Source organism: Clostridium sp. Marseille-P2415 (genome assembly GCF_900155545.1).
In the GTDB taxonomy this organism is placed as follows: Bacteria; Bacillota; Clostridia; order Lachnospirales; family Lachnospiraceae; genus Lacrimispora.
Window position 1 is genome coordinate 696,622 of record NZ_LT732526.1, and the last position, 20,947, is coordinate 717,568.

The following is a 20,947-nucleotide window of genomic DNA, read 5'->3' on the forward strand; positions in this document are numbered from 1 at the left end:
ACCTCTCTTTTCAAAACGTCCCATATAGTATAAGACTGTTTCTACAAAAATACAATAATGATTCTAACAAAAATTTATAGATATCTAAAATCTATTAATTTTACAAATAGTAAACTTGCCTATATAATGAAAGCAATCAAAAGGAAATAGTAAAGAAAGGAAAGAATTCGAATGAATGTCATAAATGGAGGAACTGTTTCAGGGTTGTTAAAGGACATCGCGATTCCAAGGATGTTTCATGCGAGGCAGCAGTTTCCGAGAGAAGTAATTAAGCCGGAGGATATTCCGGCGGCTGTTAGGAAAGAGCTGGAGAAACCCTGTTTTTCTTCTCTGATTAAGCCGGATATGAGGATTGCCATAACCGCAGGAAGCCGGGGAATCCGAAATGTGGATATCATCACCAGGGCGATCGTGGATTTTGTTAAATCCAGAGGTGCAAGGCCTTTTATCGTTCCTGCCATGGGAAGCCATGGCGGTGCAACGGCCGAAGGCCAGCTGGAAGTGCTGGCAAGCTATCACATCACTCCGGAAACCATGGGCTGCCCCATACGTTCTTCCATGGATGTGGCAGAGCTTGGCTATTCCGAACGGGGAAGGAGGGTGGTTCTGGACCGGAATGCCTATGAAGCAGACGGCATCATTATCTCATGCCGCTTAAAACCCCACAACGCATTCCGTGGTTCTTACGAAAGCGGACCCTGTAAAATGATGACGGTAGGGCTGGGAAAACAGGTTGGTGCATCGGCCGTGCACAGCGACGGCATGGATGTGATTGCACAGAACATCCCTTCCATGGCAAAAGTCGTGCTGGAGAAAGCAAACATCCTGTTTGCGATTCCATGCATAGAAAATGCATACGATGAAACCTGTAAAATAGAAGCCATACTGGCAAAGGATATCCTTTCCAGAGAACCGGAGCTTTTAAAATACGCATTCTCCAACATGCCTAAGCTGATTGTCGGAGAGACCGATGTGCTGGTAGTCGATGAAATCGGAAAGAATTACAGCGGTACCGGAGTGGATCCCAATATTACAGGAACATTTTCCACACCCTATGCAACGGGTGGGATCAAAGTGCAGAGAACCTGCTTTTTGAATTTAAGCGAAGCCTCCCATGGCAATGCGCTGGGCTGCGGTCTGGCGAGCGCCATCACAAAAAAAATATTCGATGAGATGGATGTGGAAAAAATGTATCCCAACTGCATTACAAGCACAGTACTGGCATCTGCCAGAATCCCCTGCGTGGTTGCTACCGATAAGGAGGCCATACAGATATGCATCCGTACCTGTAATAAAATCGAGCCGGAGCGTATCCGGATCGTCAGGATCTCAAATAGTCTTCATATTGATGCCATTTTACTGTCAGAAGCCTATTATGCAGATGTAAAGGCCGGCAGATATGAAGGGCTGGAGGCCGTGGACGAACCCCGGGAACTGGAATTTGACGAGGCAGGGAATGTATTGACGCCTGTCAGAATATAGGGAGTGAATGATAATCATGAATACACCATTGTATGTAAAAATGAAAGAACAGGATAATGTAGCGATCGCAGTCAATGAAATAAAGGCTGGTACAGAGGTCATGGATGGAGTGACCGTGCATCAGAATATTCCGCAGGCCCATAAAATTGCCCTCTGTGACATTCCGGAAGGCGGAGAAATCGTCCGTTATGGGGTAATTCTCGGCTATGCCATAAATCCAATTGCCAAAGGTGACTGGATCAATGAGCATATGCTGGAGCTGCCTGCACCGCCGGATGTTGACAATATGGAGTTTGCCACCAATCTGGTAACAGATCTGCCGGAACCTCCCATCACGACCTGGGAGGGGTACGTAAATCCAAACGGCGGTCCGGCAGGGACCCGCAACCTTTTGGGAATCAGCACCACGGTTCAATGTGTAACCGGCGTGTTAAATGTAGCAGTTGAAAAAATGAAGCGGGAGCTGCTTTCCAAATATCCTAACGTTGACGATATCGTACCCATTAACCATGCGTATGGCTGCGGCGTTGCCATAAACGCACCCGAGGCGAAGGTGCCCATCCGCGCACTGCGCAATTTATCCAAGCATCCAAACTTCGGAGGACAGATGATGGTAGTCGGGCTCGGATGCGAGAAATTTACCGTTGACATGCTCTGCGACGCAGCAGACATCACGGAAGAAAATGTCATCATCCTACAGGAGAAAAAGGGCTTTGACGATATGATTGACTCCTTAATGGAAATGGCCGAAAAAAAGCTGAAAATCTTAAATGAGAGAAAACGGGAGACCCTTCCCCTGTCGGATTTATTGATCGGCATGCAATGCGGAGGCAGCGACGCCCTTTCCGGTGTGACTGCAAATCCATCTGCCGGTTATGCCGCCGATATGCTGGTAAAAGGAGGTGCGACGGTCCTGTTTTCCGAGGTTACAGAAGTGCGGGACGGCGTATACTTACTGGCTCAGCGCTGCGTGAACGAAGAGGTAGGAAAGAAGCTGGCAGAGGAGATGAAGTGGTACGATCACTATTTAAAAGAAGGTGAGGTGGACCGGAGTGCCAATCCGACTCCGGGAAACAAAAAAGGCGGACTTGCAAATATTGTGGAGAAGGCCATGGGTTCGATTGCCAAATCCGGTACCTCCCCGATTGTGGAAGTGTTGTCCCCGGCTGAGAAACCGACCCAAAAAGGGCTTATTTATGCAGCTACCCCGGCAAGTGATATAGTCTGCGGCCCATGTCAGCTGGCAAGCGGAATCGGCCTGCAGGTATTTATGACCGGCCGGGGAACTCCGTATGGACTGGCGATCGCCCCGGTGATCAAAGTATGTTCCAGAAGTGATATGAAAGCCCAATGGATGGATCTGATTGATGTAGACGCAGGCCCCATTGCAACCGGTGAGGCAACCATAGAACAGATCGGTACCCTGTTATTTAGGGAAATCATTGATGTTGCAAGCGGCCGCAAGCAGACTTATGCGGAAAAATATAAATTACACAACGACTTATGTATTTTTAATCCTGCTCCAATCACCTGATAAAAGAGTTTTTATACAATTCCTTTGGCTATGACATGTTCACAAAAGCACCGCCTTATGGTAAAATAGGTTATAAATATGAAAGGACAGGGGCGGAACATGGCTGCATATCCAAACAAAAGCGAAAAAACAAAATACCGTCTGGCTGACTCCGTAAAAGACTGTATGAAAACGAAGCCCGTAGATAAGATTACGGTACAGAACATCGTGGACGGATGTGGAATGACCAGACAGACCTTTTACCGGAATTTTAAGGATAAATATGATTTGATCAACTGGTATTTTGACAAGCTGGTGCTGGAATCCTTTGCCCAGATCGGGGTGGACAAGACCGTATGCCAGAGCCTGAGTGAAAAGTTTGAATTCATCAAAAAGGAAAAGGTCTTTTTTACAGAGGCTTTCCGTTCCGACGATTATAATTCTTTAAAAGAGCATGATTTTGAACTGATCATGGGATTCTACACGGAGCTGATCATCCGGAAGCGGCAGGAGCCGCTTTCTGAGGAGATCCGGTTCCTTTTGGAAATGTATTGCCGGGGATCTGTTTATATGACCGTGAAATGGGTCCTTTCCGGCATGAGGCAGACGCCGGGGGAGATGGCCGTCAGCCTTGTGGAAGCCATGCCTCCCAAGCTGGCAGCCGTATTTTCAGAGGCAAGACTGGTTTAAAATACGGCAGAAATGCACATAATGAAAGTTACAGTTTACGTTTGTTGTAACATTTGTTACAAAATACGGAGATTGTAACTTTATTTTTTGTGCACATGTCGTTAAAATAATAACAGATAGAACATGTCTTCCCTGAGAAGAAAAAGAAAAGGAGAGATTCCCATGGCAAACAGAATCGTTTTAAATGAAACCTCTTATCATGGCGCAGGTGCGGTAAATGAGATTCCAGGCGAGGTAAAAAAGAGAGGGTTTCAGAAAGCATTTGTAGCATCCGATCCCGATTTGATTCAATTCAATGTGACTTCCAAAGTGACAAAGATCCTGGAAGAGAACGGAATGGATTACGAGATCTATTCTGATATTAAACCGAACCCAACCATAGAAAACGTCCGGACCGGAGTGGAAGCATTTAAGAAATCCGGTGCTGATTATATCATTGCCATAGGCGGAGGTTCTTCCATAGATACCGCCAAGGCCATTGGCATCATCGTTACGAATCCGGAATTTGCAGATGTGAGGAGCCTGGAGGGAGTTGCGCCTACCGGAAAACCGAGCGTCCCCATCATCGCCGTTCCCACCACTGCCGGTACGGCGGCAGAAGTTACCATTAACTACGTAATCACCGATGTAGAGAAAAAACGCAAATTTGTCTGCGTAGATCCTCACGATATTCCAGTGGTTGCAATCGTAGATCCGGATATGATGTCCAGCATGCCAAAAGGCCTGACTGCTGCTACCGGTATGGATGCGTTGACCCATGCCATCGAAGGCTATATTACGAAAGGTGCAAATACCATTACGGATATGTTTAACTTAAAGGCAGTTGAATTAATTGCCGGGAGTTTAAGAGGTGCAGTCGAAAATACAGCCGAAGGCCGCGAAGGAATGGCTTTGGGCCAATATATCACCGGCATGGGATTTTCTAACTGCGGTCTTGGAATCGTGCATTCCATGGCTCATGCGCTGGGCGCTGTTTATGATACACCTCACGGCGTGGGAAATGCCATTCTGCTTCCCACGGTCATGGAATTCAATGCCGATGCCACAGGGGAAAAGTACCGCGATATTGCAAAGGCCATGGGCGTGGACCATACTGAGAAGATGACCCGGGAAGAATACCGCAAAGCAGCCGTTGATGCCGTTAAAAAGCTTTCTTCCGATGTTGGCATACCGGCCGATTTAAAACAGATTGTAAAAGAAGAGGATATTCAGTTTCTGGCTGAATCCGCAGCAGCAGATGCCTGCGCTCCGGGGAATCCCAAGGAAGCTAGCCTGGAAGATATCATCAGACTTTATAAATCACTCATGTAAACATAAAAAAATCCTTCGGATGCTCGGTCCGGAGGATTTTTTATGCCCTGATTTATATGGAAAAACTGCCGCAGACGGAGTCCATGAGGGAAAAACTGGATGCAAAATCAGAAAGATGGTGTTATGATAAGACAGGTAAGGAGGCAGCAAAGATATGGCAGATACAAAAAATGATTTTTCAAAGGGAAATGTAGTGGAAAACATATTGAAGCTGGCCGTTCCCATGACACTGGCCCAGCTCATCAATGTACTTTATAATATCATAGACAGGATTTACATAGGCAGAATACCGGAGCACGCCACACTGGCCTTAACAGGTCTGGGGCTGTGTCTTCCCATTATTTCCATAGTCATTGCTTTTGCCAATTTATTTGGCATGGGCGGTGCGCCCTTATGCTCCATTGAGAGGGGGCGCGGAAATTTGAAGGAAGCCGAAAAGATCATGGGCAACTCCTTTGTCCTTTTGGTGATATTCGGCCTGGTGCTCACAGCCTTAGGGCTTATTTTTAAGAAACCCATGCTGTATCTGTTCGGTGCCAGTGATAAGACCTATCCTTTTGCAGAGCAGTACATCAGCATTTACCTGCTGGGCAGTATCTTTGTCATGGTCGGTCTGGGGATGAACAGTTTTATCAATTCCCAGGGCTTTGGTACCATTGGTATGATGACGGTTCTTTTAGGAGCGGTTGCCAATATTATATTAGATCCCGTATTCATTTTCGTTTTTGACATGGGTGTGAAAGGGGCGGCATTTGCAACCATATTGTCCCAGTTCCTCTCCGCTCTGTGGATTGTTAAGTTCCTGACCGGTAAGAAAACCATTTTAAAGCTCAGGACCTCCTGCTTTCCTTTAACGAAGCAAAGGGCAAAGGATATTACTGCCCTGGGAATGTCAGGCTTCACCATGTCAATCACCAACAGTTCGGTTCAGGTTATGTATAATGCTTCCCTTCAGAATTATGGAGGCGATTTGTATGTTGGCATTATGACCGTCATTAATTCGGTCAGGGAAGTGATTTCCATGCCTGTAAGCGGCATTACAAACGGCTCTCAGCCGGTTATGGGTTTTAACTACGGGGCAGGGGAATATGGCCGGGTAAAACGGGCGATTGTTTTTACCTCGGCCGTTTCCATTATATATACCACTGTCATGTGGGGGCTGGTCCACGGTTTTCCGGAGTTTTTTATCCGGATTTTCAATCAGGATGCAGAGCTTTTAAAAGCAGGGGTTCCGGCCATGCGGATTTATTATTTCGGCTTCTTTTTCATGTCGCTGCAGTTCGCAGGCCAGTCGGTGTTCGTAGCCTTGGGAAAAGCCAGGAGAGCGGTGTTCTTTTCCATATTCCGGAAGGTGGTAATCGTAATACCGTTAATCCTTATCCTTCCCCGCATTTTCGGAAACGGAACAGCCGGAGTCCTGATGGCGGAGCCCGTATCCAACCTGCTTGGAGGCGGAGCCTGCTTTCTCACCATGCTGGTTACCGTATGGCCGGAGCTTAGCGGCAAAAAGAAAAAAACCAGAGGTGCAGAAGTATGAAAATCATAACCAGGAATTATATTACAAATATCCTGTCAAGGGACAACAGGCCCTGTGACAGGATTAAGGCTGGAGAAACGGTAGCCTTTGAGACTTATGACTGCTTCACCAATCAGTTTCTGCCTGAGGATGCAACGTTTGAAAATGTGGTGAGAAAGCCGGGAAATCCGGCTACAGGTCCTCTCTATATTGAAGATGCGATGCCGGGAGACATGTTAAAGATCGATATTCTGGATATCGAAATGGGGCCGGCAGGCATTGTTATGCTTGGGCCGGACAGCGGGAGCGAAAAGGAGGAATTTCCGAAAAAAGTCTTAAAGAGGGTGCCGGTAAAGGGAGGGTTTGCCTTCTACAATGAAAAGGTTCCAATACCGGTAAAGCCAATGATCGGCGTCATCGGAGTTGCTCCGGCGGGGGAGGGGGTATCTACCATCACCCCCATGGATCATGGCGGAAATATGGACTGCACCCAGATTAAAAAAGGAGCAACCCTCTATCTGCCTGTATTTGTGGAAGGAGCACTCCTGTCCATGGGAGATTTTCATGCGGTCATGGGCGATGGCGAGGTGGAGGACTGCGGTCTGGAAATAGAAGGACGGGCCACCATCCGGGTCAATGTAGTTCGGAATAAAAACTGCGTTCCTTATCCCATGATTGAGACAGAGGACAAGCTTATCACCATTGCGTCCCGGGAACATGTAGAAGAGGCGTGGCGGGCGGCTGCCAGACAGATGTATGATTTCATGAAGGGGAAGATCGGCATGGATTATGAGGATGCCGGTATGCTTTTGACCATGACCGGAGATCTTGTCATCTGTCAGACAGTGAACCCCATGAAAACAGTGAGAATGGAACTACCGCGCCATATAACCCAGAGTTATGGTTTTAATTCCATATCGGTAGAGTAAAACAGGCCAAAATTTCTTGACAGCCGGCGGTTTTTGGAACATAATGATAAGCAATTATAAAAACTGACAGATATGCCGGTATGGGAAAGGGAGAGTAAAATGCAGACGATCAGAATTGAGAAAACAACTTGTCCGAAGGAAAAACCAGGCAAAGACAACCCATTGACATTTGGAACCATATTCACGGATCATATGTTTGAGGTGGACTATGAAGAGGGAAAGGGCTGGTACGACCCAAGAATCGTGCCTTACCACAAGCTGGAGCTGGAGCCGTCTTCCATGGTTTTCCATTACGGTCAGGAGATGTTCGAGGGCTTAAAGGCATATAAGACAGAGGATGGCAGGATCCTGCTATTCCGCCCGGATAAGAATATTGAGCGTGCCAACAGGAGCAACAGCCGGCTTTGCATCCCGGAAATTCCGGAAGACTTATTTTTAGAGGCATTAAAAACAGTTGTAAGCGTGGATCAGGACTGGATTCCGACAAAACCGGGAACCTCCCTTTATATCAGGCCTTTTGTTATTGCTACGGATCCGTTTTTGGGTGTCAGGCCATCCCATACCTATAAATTCATGATTATTTTATCTCCGGTAGGGGCTTATTATGCCAGCGGCCTTGATCCGGTTAAAATCTGGATCGAAGATGAATATGTGAGAGCCGTAAAGGGCGGCATCGGGGAAGCGAAGACCGGAGGAAATTATGTTGCTTCCCTGGCCTCCCAGGTAAAGGCTCATGAGGAGGGCTATTCCCAGGTGTTATGGCTTGACGGCGTTCACCGTAAATACATTGAAGAAGTAGGTGCCATGAACATCTTCTTTAAGATAAACGGCGTGGTCATCACTCCTGCGTTAAACGGCAGCATTCTCCCGGGCGTTACCAGAGATTCTGTGATTTCATTGTGCAGGGAATGGGGCATTCCGGTGGAGGAACGGAAAATTTCAGTAGACGAAATCGTTGCGGCAGCGGCATCCGGAGCCATGGAGGAGTGCTTCGGTACCGGAACGGCGGCTGTTGTCTCTCCGGTTGGGGAACTTCGTTTTGAAGAAGAGAGAATGTCCATTGGCGGCGGCAGGATCGGCGAATTGACTCAGAAATTTTATGATACCATTACCGGCATTCAGCTTGGCCGGACAGAGGGGCCAAAGGGCTGGAGCGTAGAAGTAAAATAATACCGTATGAATTTATCCGGCGGAGCTGAGAAAAGCGCCGCCGGAAGCTTTTTAGAAAAGACAGACAGAAAAAAGGGAGTCAGGTATGGCAGCGGTTCTTACGAAAGCAGTTGCATTTGTAGCAATGATAATTATGGGATACCTGCTTAAACGGGCAGGTTTTTTTCAAGCAAAGGATTTTTATCTGGTTTCCAGGATCGTAATCAAGATTACCCTTCCGGCGGCCATTGTATCTAATTTCAGCAAGATTACCATGGATTATTCCCTGCTTGCCATGTGTGCGGTCGGCCTTTTGTGCAACTTTGTGACGATCGTAGCCGGTTATCTGATGAATGCTTCCGGATCAAGAGAAGCGAAGGCATTTGCAATGCTCAACATGTCCGGGTATAACGTCGGAAACTTTACCATGCCCTTTGTACAGAGCTTTTTAAGTCCGGTTGGATTTGCTGCAACCAGCCTGTTTGATGCCGGGAATTCGGTTATGTGTACCGGAATGACCTATACCCTGGCCAGTATGGTGATCGGAGGGGAAGAAAAGCCCTCCTTAAAGAAAATGGCACGGAAGCTGTTTTCTTCGGTCCCCTTTGATACCTATGTCATCATGACCGTTTTGAGCATATTAAACTGGAAGCTGCCGGCCATTTTAATCAGTTTCGCGGATACGGCAGGAGGAGCCAATGCGTTCCTTGCCCTTCTTATGCTTGGGATCGGCTTTGAGTTCCGTATGGAAAAGGAAAAAATGAACCGGATTCTTAAAATATTAGGGACGCGGTATGGGATCGCCTTGATCATGGCTGTGGGATTTTACTTTCTGGCTCCCTTTGAGCTGGAGGTACGCCGGACACTGGCTATCGTTTCCCTGGGTCCTGTGGCATCGGTGGCACCGGCCTTTACGGGAGCCTTAAACGGCGATATCGAGATGGCCAGCGCCATTAATTCCCTTTCCATTGTCATCAGCATCGCAGCGATCACGGCTGCTCTTATCTTTCTCTTATAAGATTTTTTTTCACGGCACTTGACAAACAGTATAACCATGCTATAATTTAAAAATGTAAAGCAATATAGAAAAAGCATTGACAAGACCAGTATCATATCAGGAAAGTTCAGAGAGAGGCACATTTGGTGAAAGTGCTTTACCGGAATGTTATGAGAAAACCAGCTTGGAGCGTCCCTTAATGGGGAACGGTGATTCCGTTATCATCAGAATAAGTGGTTTGAACGTTTTTTGTTCACTCAAGCAAGGGTGGAACCGCGATTAATATAGTTGAATCGTCCCTTTCTGTATGGAAACATACGGAAAGGGGCTTTTTTTATTCAAAGAAATAGAATATATCACAATAATTTGTAAAGGAGATTGAAGCAAAATGAAGATTACGTTAAAAGACGGCTCAGTCAAAGAGTATGAAAATGCAATTTCAGTGATTGATATCGCTTCCGATATAAGCGAAGGCCTGGCAAGAAATGCCTGTGCAGGCGAAGTAAATGGAAAGGTCACAGATTTGAGAACCGTCATAGATACGGACTGTAATTTAAGCATTCTGACCGTCAGTGATCCGGCAGGACTTTCCGCTTACCGCCATACGGCCAGCCACATCCTGGCACAGGCTGTAAAAAGACTGTACCCGGAAGCAAAGCTTGCCATCGGGCCATCCATTGAAAATGGCTTTTACTATGATTTCGATATTCCTTCCTTTTCAAGAGAAGATTTGGATAAAATCGAAGCCGAGATGAAGAAAATCATTAAGGAAGGCGAAAAGATCGAACGCTTTACACTTCCAAGAGAAGAAGCGGTTAAGTTCATGGAAGAAAAAGGAGAACCATATAAGGTAGAGCTCATCCGGGACCTTCCGGAAGGAGAGGAGATTTCCTTCTACCGTCAGGGAGATTTTACGGATCTCTGCGCAGGGCCTCACCTTATGAGCACAAAGCCGGTCAAGGCATTTAAGCTTATTTCTTCCTCAGGTGCTTATTGGAGAGGCAGCGAGAAAAATGCCATGCTGACCAGGGTTTATGGAACCGCTTTTGCCAAGAAGGAAGAATTAAATGAATATCTGGAATATCTGGCAAACATCAAGAACCGTGACCATAACAAGCTGGGCCGTGATTTGGAGCTTTTTGCAACGGTTGATGTCATAGGACAGGGACTTCCTCTGCTGATGCCAAAGGGTGCCAAGATCGTCCAGACCTTGCAGAGATGGATTGAGGATGAGGAAGAGAAGCGCGGATATATGAGAACGAAAACTCCTCTCATGGCAAAAAAAGAGCTTTATATCATTTCCGATCACTGGGATCATTACAAAGAGGGAATGTTTGTGCTGGGAGATGAAGAGAAGGATGATGAGGTATTTGCCCTCCGCCCAATGACCTGTCCATTCCAGTACTATGTTTATAAGCAGAGCCAGAAATCCTATCGTGACCTGCCATGCAGATACGGCGAGACTTCTACGCTGTTTCGAAATGAGGATTCCGGCGAGATGCACGGCTTGACCCGTGTGCGTCAGTTCACCATTTCTGAGGGCCATTTAATCGTTCGCCCGGACCAGATTGAAGAAGAGTTTAAGGGCTGCGTGGATCTGGCTAAATACTGTCTGACTACGCTTGGCCTGGAAGGGGATGTGACCTACCGGATGTCCAAATGGGATCCCAACAATGCCGATCACTATTTGGGAACACCGGAAATGTGGGATGAAGTAGAAGACATGATGCGTAAGATCCTTGATCACATCGGCATCCAATATACGGAAGCTGCCGGAGAAGCGGCATTCTACGGACCAAAGCTGGATATCCAGGCGAAGAACGTATATGGCAAGGAAGATACGATGATCACCATTCAGCTGGATATGTTCTTAGCCGAACGTTTTGACATGAGCTTCGTGGATAAGGATGGAACAAAGAAACGCCCTTACATCATTCACAGAACCTCCATGGGCTGCTATGAGAGAACGCTGGCATGGCTGATTGAAAAATACGAGGGCGCTTTCCCGACCTGGTTATGTCCGGAGCAGGTACGCGTGCTTCCGATTTCTGAGAAATACCATGAGTATGCCGGAAAAGTTGCGGCTCAATTAAAGGAAAACGGCATTCAGGCAACGGTTGATGAACGTGCGGAAAAGATTGGCTATAAGATCCGTGAGGCACGTCTTTCAAAGCTTCCTTATATGCTGGTTGTGGGCCAGAAGGAAGAAGAGGATGGAGTAGTATCTGTCCGCAGCCGTTTTAACGGCGATGAAGGCCAGCGGGCGCTTGCAGATTTCATTGATGATATCTGCCGTGAGATCCGCGCAAAAGAAATCAAAAAAGTAAATGTGGCGGAAGAAGCAAAATAAATATCATCCGACAGAGAAATGCGGAAGGGAGTATTCGTGAGAATATTTTCCTTCCGTTTTGCGCATACTACCTCCTGAAAGATCATCTTAAAAAGAGTGCCAGGAGGAAACAGGCCATGACGAAATTAGACTGTAATGTTACAAGTTGTCTCCATAATTCTGATAATTACTGCTGTAAAGCCGCCATCATTGTAGAGGGACCGCAGGCAAAGGATAGCTATGAGACCTGCTGCGGAAGCTTTGACGAGAATAAGGACGGTTCTTTCCATAACCTGTTCAAAACTCCGGAAAACCGGCTGGAAGTGGATTGCGAAGCAGTGAATTGTGTTTACAATGAAGAACGCCACTGTTCGGCAGAACATATCGGGATTGCAGGAGACGGCGCCAGAGAAGCAGAACATACGGAGTGCGCAACATTTAAAAACAGATAAAATTGCTGTAAGTATAAGATGCGTCAGGAAAAAATCTCCTGACGCGTTTTTTAATTGTGGAGCTATCGTTATAAGATCATGACAAAGGTTCCTGCTGTGATCAGAAATATTCCTATGAGTTTTTTAATGGTCACCTGTTCATGGAGGATAAGAAAAGCGAGAAGAACGGTCAGGACAATGCTCAATTTGTCCACAGGGACTACCTTGGAAGCTTCTCCCATTTGCAGCGCTTTATAATAGCAGATCCAGGAGGCGCCGGTAGCAATACCGGACAGAATAAGAAAAAGCCAGCTCTTTTTGCTGATTTCAGAAATTCCGTTTTGAGCGCCTGTAAGAAAGACGATCAGCCAGGCCATTAATACTACGACAACCGTTCGGATAGCAGTGGCCAGATTGGAATTAACTCCTTCAATCCCCATTTTGGCCAAAATGGAGGTGAGTGCGGCAAAAATGGAGGAAAGAAGTGCGAAAACAAACCACATAAAAATGTCTCCTATCTTTATTTTATAATTTCCTGATATAATTGTAGCGCTGTTATCGGCAGGTTGCAAGAGAATGCGGATAAATAATGCTGCCCTAAAAAATATGTTGACAGATGGAAAAATATATAGTATTATAATCAGAGTTGTGAAAACAACAGACAGGAAAGTAGGTATCCGCCTCACCATGGCACGAGCAAGTGACCCTGGTTCATAGCCTTTGGTACATAGGTGTACTGTGTAGAGACTTTGGTGGTGGATAGCGTTTGTCTATCTACTTTTTTTATGCCTATGGGCAGCAATGTGGATTCCGGCCAACACACACTATATGATGGAGGTGCACGACAATTAGCGATTTAATGATTAATGAACAGATCAGAGATAAGGAAGTTCTGTTGATTGGTGAAAACGGAGAAAAATTGGGAATTATGTCTACCAGAGATGCTTTGCAGCTTGCAAAGGAAGCAGAACTCGACCTGGTAAAAATTGCTCCGACTGCAAAACCACCGGTTTGTAAGATTATCGATTACGGTAAATATCGTTATGAACTGGCGAGAAAAGAAAAAGAAGCTAAAAAGAAACAGAAGGTAATCGAAGTGAAGGAAGTTCGCTTATCTCCTAACATTGACACAAATGATTTAAATACAAAGATGAGCGCCGCAAGGAAGTTCCTCGAAAAAGGAGATAAAGTAAAGGTAACCTTACGTTTCAGAGGTCGTGAGATGGCGCATATGTCAAAGTCAAAGTATATTCTGGATGATTTCGCTGAGAAGTTAGCCGATATCGCAGCCATTGACAAGCCGTCCAAGGTGGAAGGAAGAAGCATGGTTATGTTTTTAACTGCAAAACGCTAATAGAACATTATCAAGGAGGAAAATACAATGCCTAAATTAAAAACAAGCAAAGCAGCTGCAAAACGTTTCAAAGTTACAGGAACAGGAAAGCTTGTAAGAAATAAAGCTTACAAATCTCACATCTTAACTAAGAAATCAACTAAGAGAAAAAGAAATCTTAGAAAAGATATCGTTACGGATGCAACCAACGCAAAAGTAATGAAGAAGATTTTACCATATTTATAGGATCTTAAGTTAAGAAGGAGGAAAAACCGATGGCAAGAATTAAAGGCGGTATGAACGCTAAGAAAAAACATAACAGAGTGTTAAAGATGGCTAAAGGCTACAGAGGCGCTCGTTCCAAACAGTATAGAGTAGCAAAGCAGTCAGTCATGAGAGCATTAACAAGCTCCTATGCAGGCAGAAAAGAAAGAAAGAGACAGTTCAGACAGTTATGGATCGCCCGTATCAATGCTGCAGCCCGTATCAATGGCATATCCTACAGCGTATTTATGCATGGCTTAAAGTTAGCCGGAGTTGATTTAAACAGAAAAGTTCTGGCTGATATGGCAGTAAATGATGCAGAAGGCTTTGCAAAGTTAGCAGAACTGGCTAAATCCAAAGTGGCATAATCGTATATTCGAACCCCGAGAACCTCGTGTCTACGGGGTTTTTTGATGTCCGCAGATACGGAAAAATGAGTAGATTTTGATTCGTAATATACGAACAATATACGTATAATATACTCACGATATACAAGCATATTTATAACTTGGCAGGAATTTTATTAATTTCCGTAAGAAGAGTAAAAATACCAAAGTCAGATGGAGCTTTCTTAAAAAAATAACATACAGATCTACAGCTAGAAATAATTTCCATATCGGGTTATAATAATTATGAAATAATAAAAAGGAAGGGCGTAATCAGATATGATTGGTACAATTATTATTACAGCAATAATTTTTCTTCTTGGTGGAGTGGCAGCAGTTTTTTGTATTAGAATGATAATCATTACAAGTACACAGAGAAGAAATGATAAGCGTGCAGGAATAGTTAGATTTTATTCTATCGTTCATATTAGGGGATTGAATGCTCCTGTAAATTGTAATAGCATGGTTTATTTAAGTCCGGAACACTTGTCAATTACTTGTGGAGGTCAAGAATTTTTAATTAGATTAAATCAAATCACGAATGCAGAACATCAAGTTGATTTAGATGAAGATCAATATTTAACAAATAGAAACGGACAATTGGTCGCTAAGACCGGCAGGACTGCATCATGCTATGCAATCATATCTTATGAAAGTACTTATGGTGGATTATCAGCAATTATTTTAAGAGATAAGTATGCGAACAGAATAGAATGCTTAAAATTAATAAATAAAATAAAGCCCCATATTGATGCTCAAATAAGGCAGGTTCAATTGTAAATTTACATATTTAACTTTTTGTTTTTTTACCTGTTTACTTGACAGAGAGCGGTTCAAATACGGGACTTCCCAAATGGCAGTGTACATCGGCATTCCCATTATTCACCCCTCGTCTATCCGTCCCATATAATAAAATATAATTCGGAAAAAGAGGTGCTGAATATGAGTTGTTTTTGGGGTTGCAGTAATAATTGCAGATGCAATTGGAATAATAACTGCAATAATAATCGAAATAATAATTGTAACAATAATCGTAACAATAGCAGAAATTGCAATAATAATGACTGCGAAGAGGAAAGAAGAAAAGCTTACCGGGCTGGTTTCAGAGATGGGTGTAGAAATCCCCGCTGCCGCAGGCGTAATGATGATCGTGGTTGTAATTAAGGAATGCAGAAAAGGTAATAGGATACTTTACAGGCGGGCATTTGATATTCAGGGCCCGCCTTTTTAAGTTAAAAGAGATATTGAGTGCCAATACTCATATTTATGTAGTTTGGTTATAGATTAAGGCGTGTAGCCTCTGCCTGATTCGGCCAGGATGCTGCTGTTCAAATGATCGTAAGCGGTAACGGTTAATTGATGTCTGGCATTACCGGGAGAGGTTATAGTGGTATCCGGAGTTGAATGAATGAAAAAGGTCTCGTTGGAAATAAGGTTTCCCGAAGGCAGCCAGGAATGAAAAGAAAAGGGCTCCTTTTCGGGATTTTCAACCCTCAGATACCAGATTCCCGGTTTGGAGAAGAAATATCAACGGTAAGCTTTGCCGGAGCGTAGTCTGCGTTTAATGCGGCGTTGATCTGTTCTCTGCTGTATTCGGAGCCGAATGTAAAATCCCCGGGAGGCTCGCCGCCCTGTTCTGTCTGATCCCATATGGAAAGAATATGGGATGTCCCATCACGATTCTTAAATGCCGGATGCTGATAATCAATGCCGGTGTCAATGACAGCCACCAGAACGCCTTGCCCAAACAAAGCTAAATAAGGATTTCGCTGAGCCGTGCTGATACCGGATTTTTCCAGGCTGACGGAAGAGGTGAGCGTATATAAGGTAGGAAAACTGTTATATGAAAACCGGCCTAAATCACAGGGATTGATACTGTCGCTGACGATGGGGACATGGAGCAAAGAGTGCCTTCTGTTTAAATAGGTGATATTATCTCCTGTGTCATACGACGGAGCCAGGGTATTGCTGATGATTAAATCATAATAGTTATTGTCCAGTATTTTTTTCATTTTAGCTTCCCTGCCTGTTTTATGGTAGAGTATATGATAAATCTTATGCGGTGGATTTCATATTATGAGGGGGAGGACAGCTTTATTCACCTCTTGTCTATATGCCCCATATAATAAAGTATATTTGGATAAAAGTGGTGTAAGATATGAGCTGCTTTTTGGGATTTCGCTGCAATGATTTCAGATGCAATTGGAATAATAATTGCGGATGAAATGGTAATGATGATAACTGCGGATGTGATTAAGACAAAACGGGCGGAAAACCTACAGGAGATGGAGGTTTCCGCCCTGGAATGTGGGTGCCGTAACAGGCGCCAAAGTACCACCTTGACAGGTATGTACATTTCATAATATGACTTCAGACAGGAAAATATGATAAAAGTGCAAAAAAAATTTTAATGATAAACCGGGTATTTTAAACATTTGCAAGCATGTATGATTTCAGGCAACAAAAAACTCCCCGAGTAGGACTTGAACCTACGACCCAACGGTTAACAGCCGTTTGCTCTACCGACTGAGCTATCGAGGAATACATGACTTATTATACCCGAAAAGTAAAATATGTCAATAGTAAAATGAAATAATTAAAAAAAGAAAAGTGCGGGAGATGGGACTTGAACCCACACAGGTCTGCACCTACAAGATCCTTAGTCTTGCCTGTCTGCCAATTCCAGCACTCCCGCACAACGAATGTTATCTTAGCACCTTTGGATGAAATTGTCAATATTTTTTGAAAAATATACACAAAAAAATAATTTGAAAAATTTAGAGAAATGTTGTTGACAGATAGGAGCTTGTATACTATAATAGCTATTGTCGTTGCGAGAGACAATGACAAAATGCAGAAGTGGCGGAATTGGCAGACGCGCACGGTTCAGGTCCGTGTGGTAGCAATACCTTGAGGGTTCAAGTCCCTTCTTCTGCATGAAGCTATACAAGCAGTCATGGCTGTATGGTTTTAATTCATATGACTGCGGGAGTGCTGGAATTGGCAGACAGGCAAGACTAAGGATCTTGTGGGTGTATGCTCGTGTGGGTTCAAGTCCCATCTCCCGCATTATTTTTTAGAATCCTCGATGAAGATGGGGATTTTTTTATTTTCCAGGAAAGTTCTCCGGACTCCCCTGGAAAATAAAAAGCGCGACCTGCAGGATGCACATGACGCTTAAGAGGAAGATGTCACTGATGTGACCGCGCGTCAGCGCCAGAGTCTGACAAGTCAGACTCTTTCTTCTGATGTTAATTGGCAGGTTTTAAGAAAGTTTAAAAAAAGAAAAAAAGTACTTGATTATTTGTCTAAAGTATAGTATTATAATTGTACGAATTGATTCGTCAATTTATACAATTAAAAAAGCAGAAGTGGCGGAATTGGCAGACGCGCACGGTTCAGGTCCGTGTGGTAGCAATACCTTGAGGGTTCAAGTCCCTTCTTCTGCATGATGATGATTGGAAATGTCCTGCGGATAACACTGCAGGACATTTTTACATAACTGTCATGAATCCGTCATGCTCATACCAGGTTCATAAACCGCATATTGGTTGCGGCCGTGTTTCTTTGCCTGATAAAGTGCAATATCGGCTTTTTCATATAATTCCTCAAAAGCAGTTCCATCCTCCGGGTAAGCTGCCGTTCCCAGGCTGCCGGAGATATGGGCTTCCGGTTCCAGAGCACTGCCTATGAGGCTGCATAAATTTTCCAGACGTGCGTATAAATCCATGCTGTAAGCCACGTCTTTTAATAATATGATAAATTCGTCACCTCCCAGCCGCCCGAAGATGTCATCACGCCTTAAAGCGGATTTAAGCCTTGAGGCGGCACGGTGGAGTGCCTTATCTCCGAACTGATGACCGTAATTATCATTCAGCTGTTTGAATCGGTCAATATCCAGCATAATGAGAATATGATGGCCCTGGCTGTTTTTTAATGTGTGGCGTATTGCACGTATGGCAGTTGCTCTGTTTAGCAGTCCGGTCAGGGAATCCTGTTCGGAAAGTTCCTGAAGATTCAAAGCCTCCCGCTTGGATTCATCAATATCCTTAATGAGGATAAAGGCCTTGATGGTATCGGTATAGGGATCGGAAACAATCTGCACCAGGCCGAGTCCCCAGTAGACGCTGCCGTCCGGCCTTAAACGCCGGTGCTCCAGCCGTAAGGAGCGGTTTCCCCGATAGTAGTGGTAGAGCAATTGGTTTTTATTGAAAAATTTTAGATACATCTCCCGGTCTTCTTCAAAAATGTGGTGTTCTGCAATGTAGCTCATGATGTCGGAAAAGGAATTCACCGCATATTCCGGCATGGTCTGGGTCATTTCCCCGATGATTTCTTCAAACAAGTCAAATTTCAAATTATATTCATAATAGCCGATGCAGTCTTTTTTCTGTTCGCGCATGTACTCCATCCACCTTTGATAGGCCAGCTCTTTTTCATACTGGTCCGTAATATCCTGGTAGGATATGATCCCCCTGAGAGGCTTCTGATCTTCAGTACACACCAGAGAGTAATGAGTGGAGAACCAGCAGTAATCTCCTGAGCCTGTTTTTAGGCGTGTGATGCATTTTCCCTCAGGGACACCCTGCTCCATGGCCTGGTAAAAATTCAGAAAATCGACAACGCTTTCCCTGTGTACGATGCCGTTTTCAATGAGAAATTCGGGGGAGAGCGGCAGAGTATAGGGGAAGGGGAAGGTTCTGGAAAATTCAGGCGAGGGGGAAAGGGTTCTGGAAGGGATGTCGTAGATGCTTACAAGGCAGCCGGAATGCTGGCTGGCCAGCCGGTATTGTTCTTCCCGGATCCGTAAGTTTTCCTGACAGTTTTTCATACATGTGATATCGGAGACCGCACAGTACAATGTTTCCTCCTCAGGGATATAATTCAGTTGTATGGAGCACCAGATGCAATTTTTTTGCATATTTGCTTTGAATTCCAATTCAAAGCTGTCCGCCCGGTCTGCCAGATGGCTGCGTATTTCTGTTGACAGCCCCGGATATTCTGGTCCATATACCATGTCCTTAAGAGAAGCAGGCACCTGGAACCGTGTTTTTATAGCCTGATTGGAATAAAGAATGGTAAAGCTTTCATCGATTTTAAGCTTCAGTATGCCGCAGGGAATGCGATCTAAAAAAGATTCTTGGTTCATTGTTCACTTTCTCCCATAAGTGCTTATGAAAATAGAAATAGGCCTTATTATGAATATATGAAGCATGCTGTCAAAAAATGCGTAAAAAGAAATAAATATAGTAAACATTTGTAAAATAGATGGATATTAGCGGATGCGGATATTTGATTGAAGCATTGAGGGGGAAGAGAGGTTCAGAGATTTTAGCGTAAATAAAAGCGGCACAGCAAGATAAGAAACTGGGCTGCGCCGCTTTGGCAGGTTTGGCGGAACAGGATCATTTCCGGTACAGATACACAGGTCTGCCGCTTTCCATCTTTCTTTGAAGCTCGCCATGGATCAGTGGCAGGGCATATTCCAGGAAATCTGCGGTTACATCAGTGCCATTGCTGCAGATCCATTCGGGCGGGAACAGCTTTTCCTGATTGCATACTTTGTTGACATCAACAGTGATACACTCCATGGCATAAGGGGAATTTCCTGTGCGGTGAAAGGCGATCATCATTCCGCTGATGCCATTCAGAGCGGCCTTTACCCCTTCCTGACCTGCCTGTACGGATTCTTCTATGTCGGTTGCAGAAGCCAGCATGCCGCTGCAGCGCTGGTTTACATTCAGCTCAATGGAACGGACCTTTACGCCGAAGCGGCTGCGCACAAAGTTCTCCAGCATTTTTCCGCTTCCGGTCAGCATTTTATGACCAAAGGTGTCCAAACGGACTTCATCCGCGTATTCGCATATGAATTTGCCCCGGGCATCAGAGAGTCCTTCTGAAATACAGATAATAACAGAATTATTTTTGTTAAGGGCAGCCTTTACATCCAATGCGAATTGTTCAAAATCAAAATCTGTTTCAGGAAGGTAGATAAGCACGGGATTATCGCCCTCAAACTTTCTGGCCAGCGCACTGGCAGCGGTGAGCCAGCCTGCATGACGGCCCATCAGTTCCACGATGGTGACGGACTTTTGCTGGTAGACAGAAGAGTCCAGAACGATTTCACGGACAGTATCAGCGACGTATTTTGCAGCACTGCCGTATCCGGGGGTATGATCCGTAAGAATCAAGTCATTGTCAATGGTTTTGGGAACTCCAATGAAACGGATGCTGCTTTCGTGATGGGCGGCGTAGCGGGAAAGCTTGCTTACCGTATCCATGGAATCATTACCGCCAATGTAAAAGAAATATCCAATCTCCATGGCCCGGAATTTTTCAAACAGAGCCGGGTAAAAAGGAGAAGATAGATCGTCGGGAAGTTTGTAGCGGCAGGAGCCTAAATAGGCGGCAGGTGTTAATTTCAGAAGTTCCAGTTCATCTTCCGTCAAATCACCCGTTAAATCCATATAATTGCTGGACATGAAGCCTTCTATGCCATGAATCATGCCGTAAACCCGGCCGATTTCTTCGTGAGCCATTCCTTCTTTAATGACGCCGTAAAGGCTTGCATTGATCACGGCGGTTGGTCCGCCGGACTGTCCTACGATTGCATTTTT

General features: G+C 44.9%; 19 protein-coding genes, 5 tRNA genes and 1 other annotated feature. Of the genes, 18 read left to right on the top strand and 6 right to left on the bottom strand.

What is annotated here, in order from left to right:
• Positions 1 to 171 precede the first annotated feature (171 nt).
• The 10 genes from BQ9856_RS08180 to BQ9856_RS08225 all read left to right on the top strand — a co-directional run bounded on the left by BQ9856_RS08180 (position 172) and on the right by BQ9856_RS08225 (position 12,368).
• Positions 172 to 1,482, top strand: a complete 1,311-nt coding sequence (locus tag BQ9856_RS08180; protein ID WP_077610587.1) for a lactate racemase domain-containing protein — start codon at positions 172 to 174, stop codon at positions 1,480 to 1,482.
• A 16-nt stretch (positions 1,483 to 1,498) separates the two neighbouring features.
• Positions 1,499 to 3,016, top strand: a complete 1,518-nt coding sequence (garD, locus tag BQ9856_RS08185) for a galactarate dehydratase (RefSeq protein ID WP_077610588.1) — start codon at positions 1,499 to 1,501, stop codon at positions 3,014 to 3,016.
• 99 nt (positions 3,017 to 3,115) lie between these two features.
• Positions 3,116 to 3,685, top strand: a complete 570-nt coding sequence (locus BQ9856_RS08190; RefSeq protein WP_077610589.1) for a TetR/AcrR family transcriptional regulator C-terminal domain-containing protein — start codon at positions 3,116 to 3,118, stop codon at positions 3,683 to 3,685.
• A 162-nt stretch (positions 3,686 to 3,847) separates the two neighbouring features.
• Positions 3,848 to 4,996 carry a lactaldehyde reductase gene (fucO, locus tag BQ9856_RS08195; protein ID WP_077610590.1) on the top strand — a complete coding sequence of 383 codons (1,149 nt, stop codon included), beginning with the start codon at positions 3,848 to 3,850 and terminating at the stop codon, positions 4,994 to 4,996.
• A gap of 154 nt (positions 4,997 to 5,150) precedes the next feature.
• Positions 5,151 to 6,533 carry an MATE family efflux transporter gene (locus BQ9856_RS08200; RefSeq protein ID WP_077610591.1) on the top strand — a complete coding sequence of 461 codons (1,383 nt, stop codon included), beginning with the start codon at positions 5,151 to 5,153 and terminating at the stop codon, positions 6,531 to 6,533.
• Positions 6,530 to 7,441, top strand: a complete 912-nt coding sequence (locus BQ9856_RS08205; RefSeq protein WP_077610592.1) for an acetamidase/formamidase family protein — start codon at positions 6,530 to 6,532, stop codon at positions 7,439 to 7,441. The genes BQ9856_RS08200 and BQ9856_RS08205 overlap by 4 nt, the downstream gene beginning before the upstream one ends.
• A 99-nt stretch (positions 7,442 to 7,540) precedes the next feature.
• A complete protein-coding gene (locus tag BQ9856_RS08210) occupies positions 7,541 to 8,611 on the top strand; it encodes a branched-chain amino acid aminotransferase (protein WP_077610593.1) in 1,071 nt (356 codons plus the stop codon).
• 85 nt (positions 8,612 to 8,696) lie between these two features.
• Positions 8,697 to 9,608 (top strand): AEC family transporter, encoded by a 912-nt coding sequence (locus BQ9856_RS08215; protein ID WP_077610594.1) that lies wholly within the window; start codon positions 8,697 to 8,699, stop codon positions 9,606 to 9,608.
• Between the two features lie 67 nt (positions 9,609 to 9,675).
• Positions 9,676 to 9,891 (top strand) — a binding site (T-box leader).
• Between the two features lie 84 nt (positions 9,892 to 9,975).
• The gene (thrS, locus tag BQ9856_RS08220; protein WP_077610595.1) at positions 9,976 to 11,937 is read left to right on the top strand and encodes a threonine--tRNA ligase; all 1,962 of its coding nucleotides are present in this window, start codon (positions 9,976 to 9,978) and stop codon (positions 11,935 to 11,937) included.
• Positions 11,938 to 12,053: 116 nt separating this feature from the next.
• A complete protein-coding gene (locus BQ9856_RS08225; protein WP_077610596.1) occupies positions 12,054 to 12,368 on the top strand; it encodes a DUF1540 domain-containing protein in 315 nt (104 codons plus the stop codon).
• Positions 12,369 to 12,436: 68 nt separating this feature from the next.
• Here the strand turns inward: BQ9856_RS08225 and BQ9856_RS08230 are convergent, their stop codons facing one another.
• Positions 12,437 to 12,850 carry an EamA family transporter gene (locus BQ9856_RS08230; RefSeq protein WP_077610597.1) on the bottom strand — a complete coding sequence of 138 codons (414 nt, stop codon included), beginning with the start codon at positions 12,848 to 12,850 and terminating at the stop codon, positions 12,437 to 12,439.
• Between the two features lie 356 nt (positions 12,851 to 13,206).
• On the opposite strand from BQ9856_RS08230, the gene infC reads away from it, so the two are divergent.
• From infC to BQ9856_RS24520, 5 genes are all read left to right on the top strand, one after another.
• Positions 13,207 to 13,701, top strand: a complete 495-nt coding sequence (gene infC / locus BQ9856_RS08235) for a translation initiation factor IF-3 (protein ID WP_077610598.1) — start codon at positions 13,207 to 13,209, stop codon at positions 13,699 to 13,701.
• A gap of 27 nt (positions 13,702 to 13,728) precedes the next feature.
• The gene (gene rpmI, locus BQ9856_RS08240; protein WP_024836182.1) at positions 13,729 to 13,926 is read left to right on the top strand and encodes a 50S ribosomal protein L35; all 198 of its coding nucleotides are present in this window, start codon (positions 13,729 to 13,731) and stop codon (positions 13,924 to 13,926) included.
• Positions 13,927 to 13,955: 29 nt separating this feature from the next.
• Complete coding sequence (gene rplT, locus BQ9856_RS08245; protein WP_077610599.1) at positions 13,956 to 14,312, top strand: 50S ribosomal protein L20; 357 nt, start codon at positions 13,956 to 13,958, stop codon at positions 14,310 to 14,312.
• A 297-nt stretch (positions 14,313 to 14,609) separates the two neighbouring features.
• Positions 14,610 to 15,110, top strand: coding sequence for a hypothetical protein (locus BQ9856_RS08250; RefSeq protein ID WP_077610600.1), 501 nt, complete (start codon positions 14,610 to 14,612; stop codon positions 15,108 to 15,110).
• Positions 15,111 to 15,390: 280 nt separating this feature from the next.
• Positions 15,391 to 15,561: a hypothetical protein gene (locus BQ9856_RS24520; protein ID WP_159441968.1), complete on the top strand. Its 171-nt coding sequence runs from the start codon at positions 15,391 to 15,393 to the stop codon at positions 15,559 to 15,561.
• 262 nt (positions 15,562 to 15,823) lie between these two features.
• On the opposite strand, the gene BQ9856_RS08255 is transcribed toward BQ9856_RS24520, so the two are convergent.
• The 3 genes from BQ9856_RS08255 to BQ9856_RS08265 all read right to left on the bottom strand — a co-directional run bounded on the left by BQ9856_RS08255 (position 15,824) and on the right by BQ9856_RS08265 (position 17,025).
• On the bottom strand, positions 15,824 to 16,342 hold the full coding sequence (locus BQ9856_RS08255) for a S8 family serine peptidase (protein WP_235839181.1): 519 nt from the start codon (positions 16,340 to 16,342) through the stop codon (positions 15,824 to 15,826).
• 456 nt (positions 16,343 to 16,798) lie between these two features.
• Positions 16,799 to 16,871, bottom strand: a tRNA-Asn gene (locus BQ9856_RS08260).
• Positions 16,872 to 16,941: 70 nt separating this feature from the next.
• A tRNA-Leu gene (locus BQ9856_RS08265) sits at positions 16,942 to 17,025 on the bottom strand.
• Positions 17,026 to 17,183: 158 nt separating this feature from the next.
• On the opposite strand from BQ9856_RS08265, the gene BQ9856_RS08270 reads away from it, so the two are divergent.
• From BQ9856_RS08270 to BQ9856_RS08280, 3 genes are all read left to right on the top strand, one after another.
• Positions 17,184 to 17,267, top strand: a tRNA-Leu gene (locus tag BQ9856_RS08270).
• A 48-nt stretch (positions 17,268 to 17,315) separates the two neighbouring features.
• Positions 17,316 to 17,399 (top strand) — tRNA-Leu (locus tag BQ9856_RS08275).
• 296 nt (positions 17,400 to 17,695) lie between these two features.
• Positions 17,696 to 17,779, top strand: a tRNA-Leu gene (locus BQ9856_RS08280).
• Positions 17,780 to 17,835: 56 nt separating this feature from the next.
• On the opposite strand, the gene BQ9856_RS08285 is transcribed toward BQ9856_RS08280, so the two are convergent.
• A complete protein-coding gene (locus tag BQ9856_RS08285) occupies positions 17,836 to 19,479 on the bottom strand; it encodes a sensor domain-containing diguanylate cyclase (RefSeq protein ID WP_077610601.1) in 1,644 nt (547 codons plus the stop codon).
• A gap of 256 nt (positions 19,480 to 19,735) precedes the next feature.
• The coding region (locus BQ9856_RS08290) for a 6-phosphofructokinase (protein WP_077610602.1) at positions 19,736 to 20,947 on the bottom strand (1,212 nt) is incomplete at its 5' end.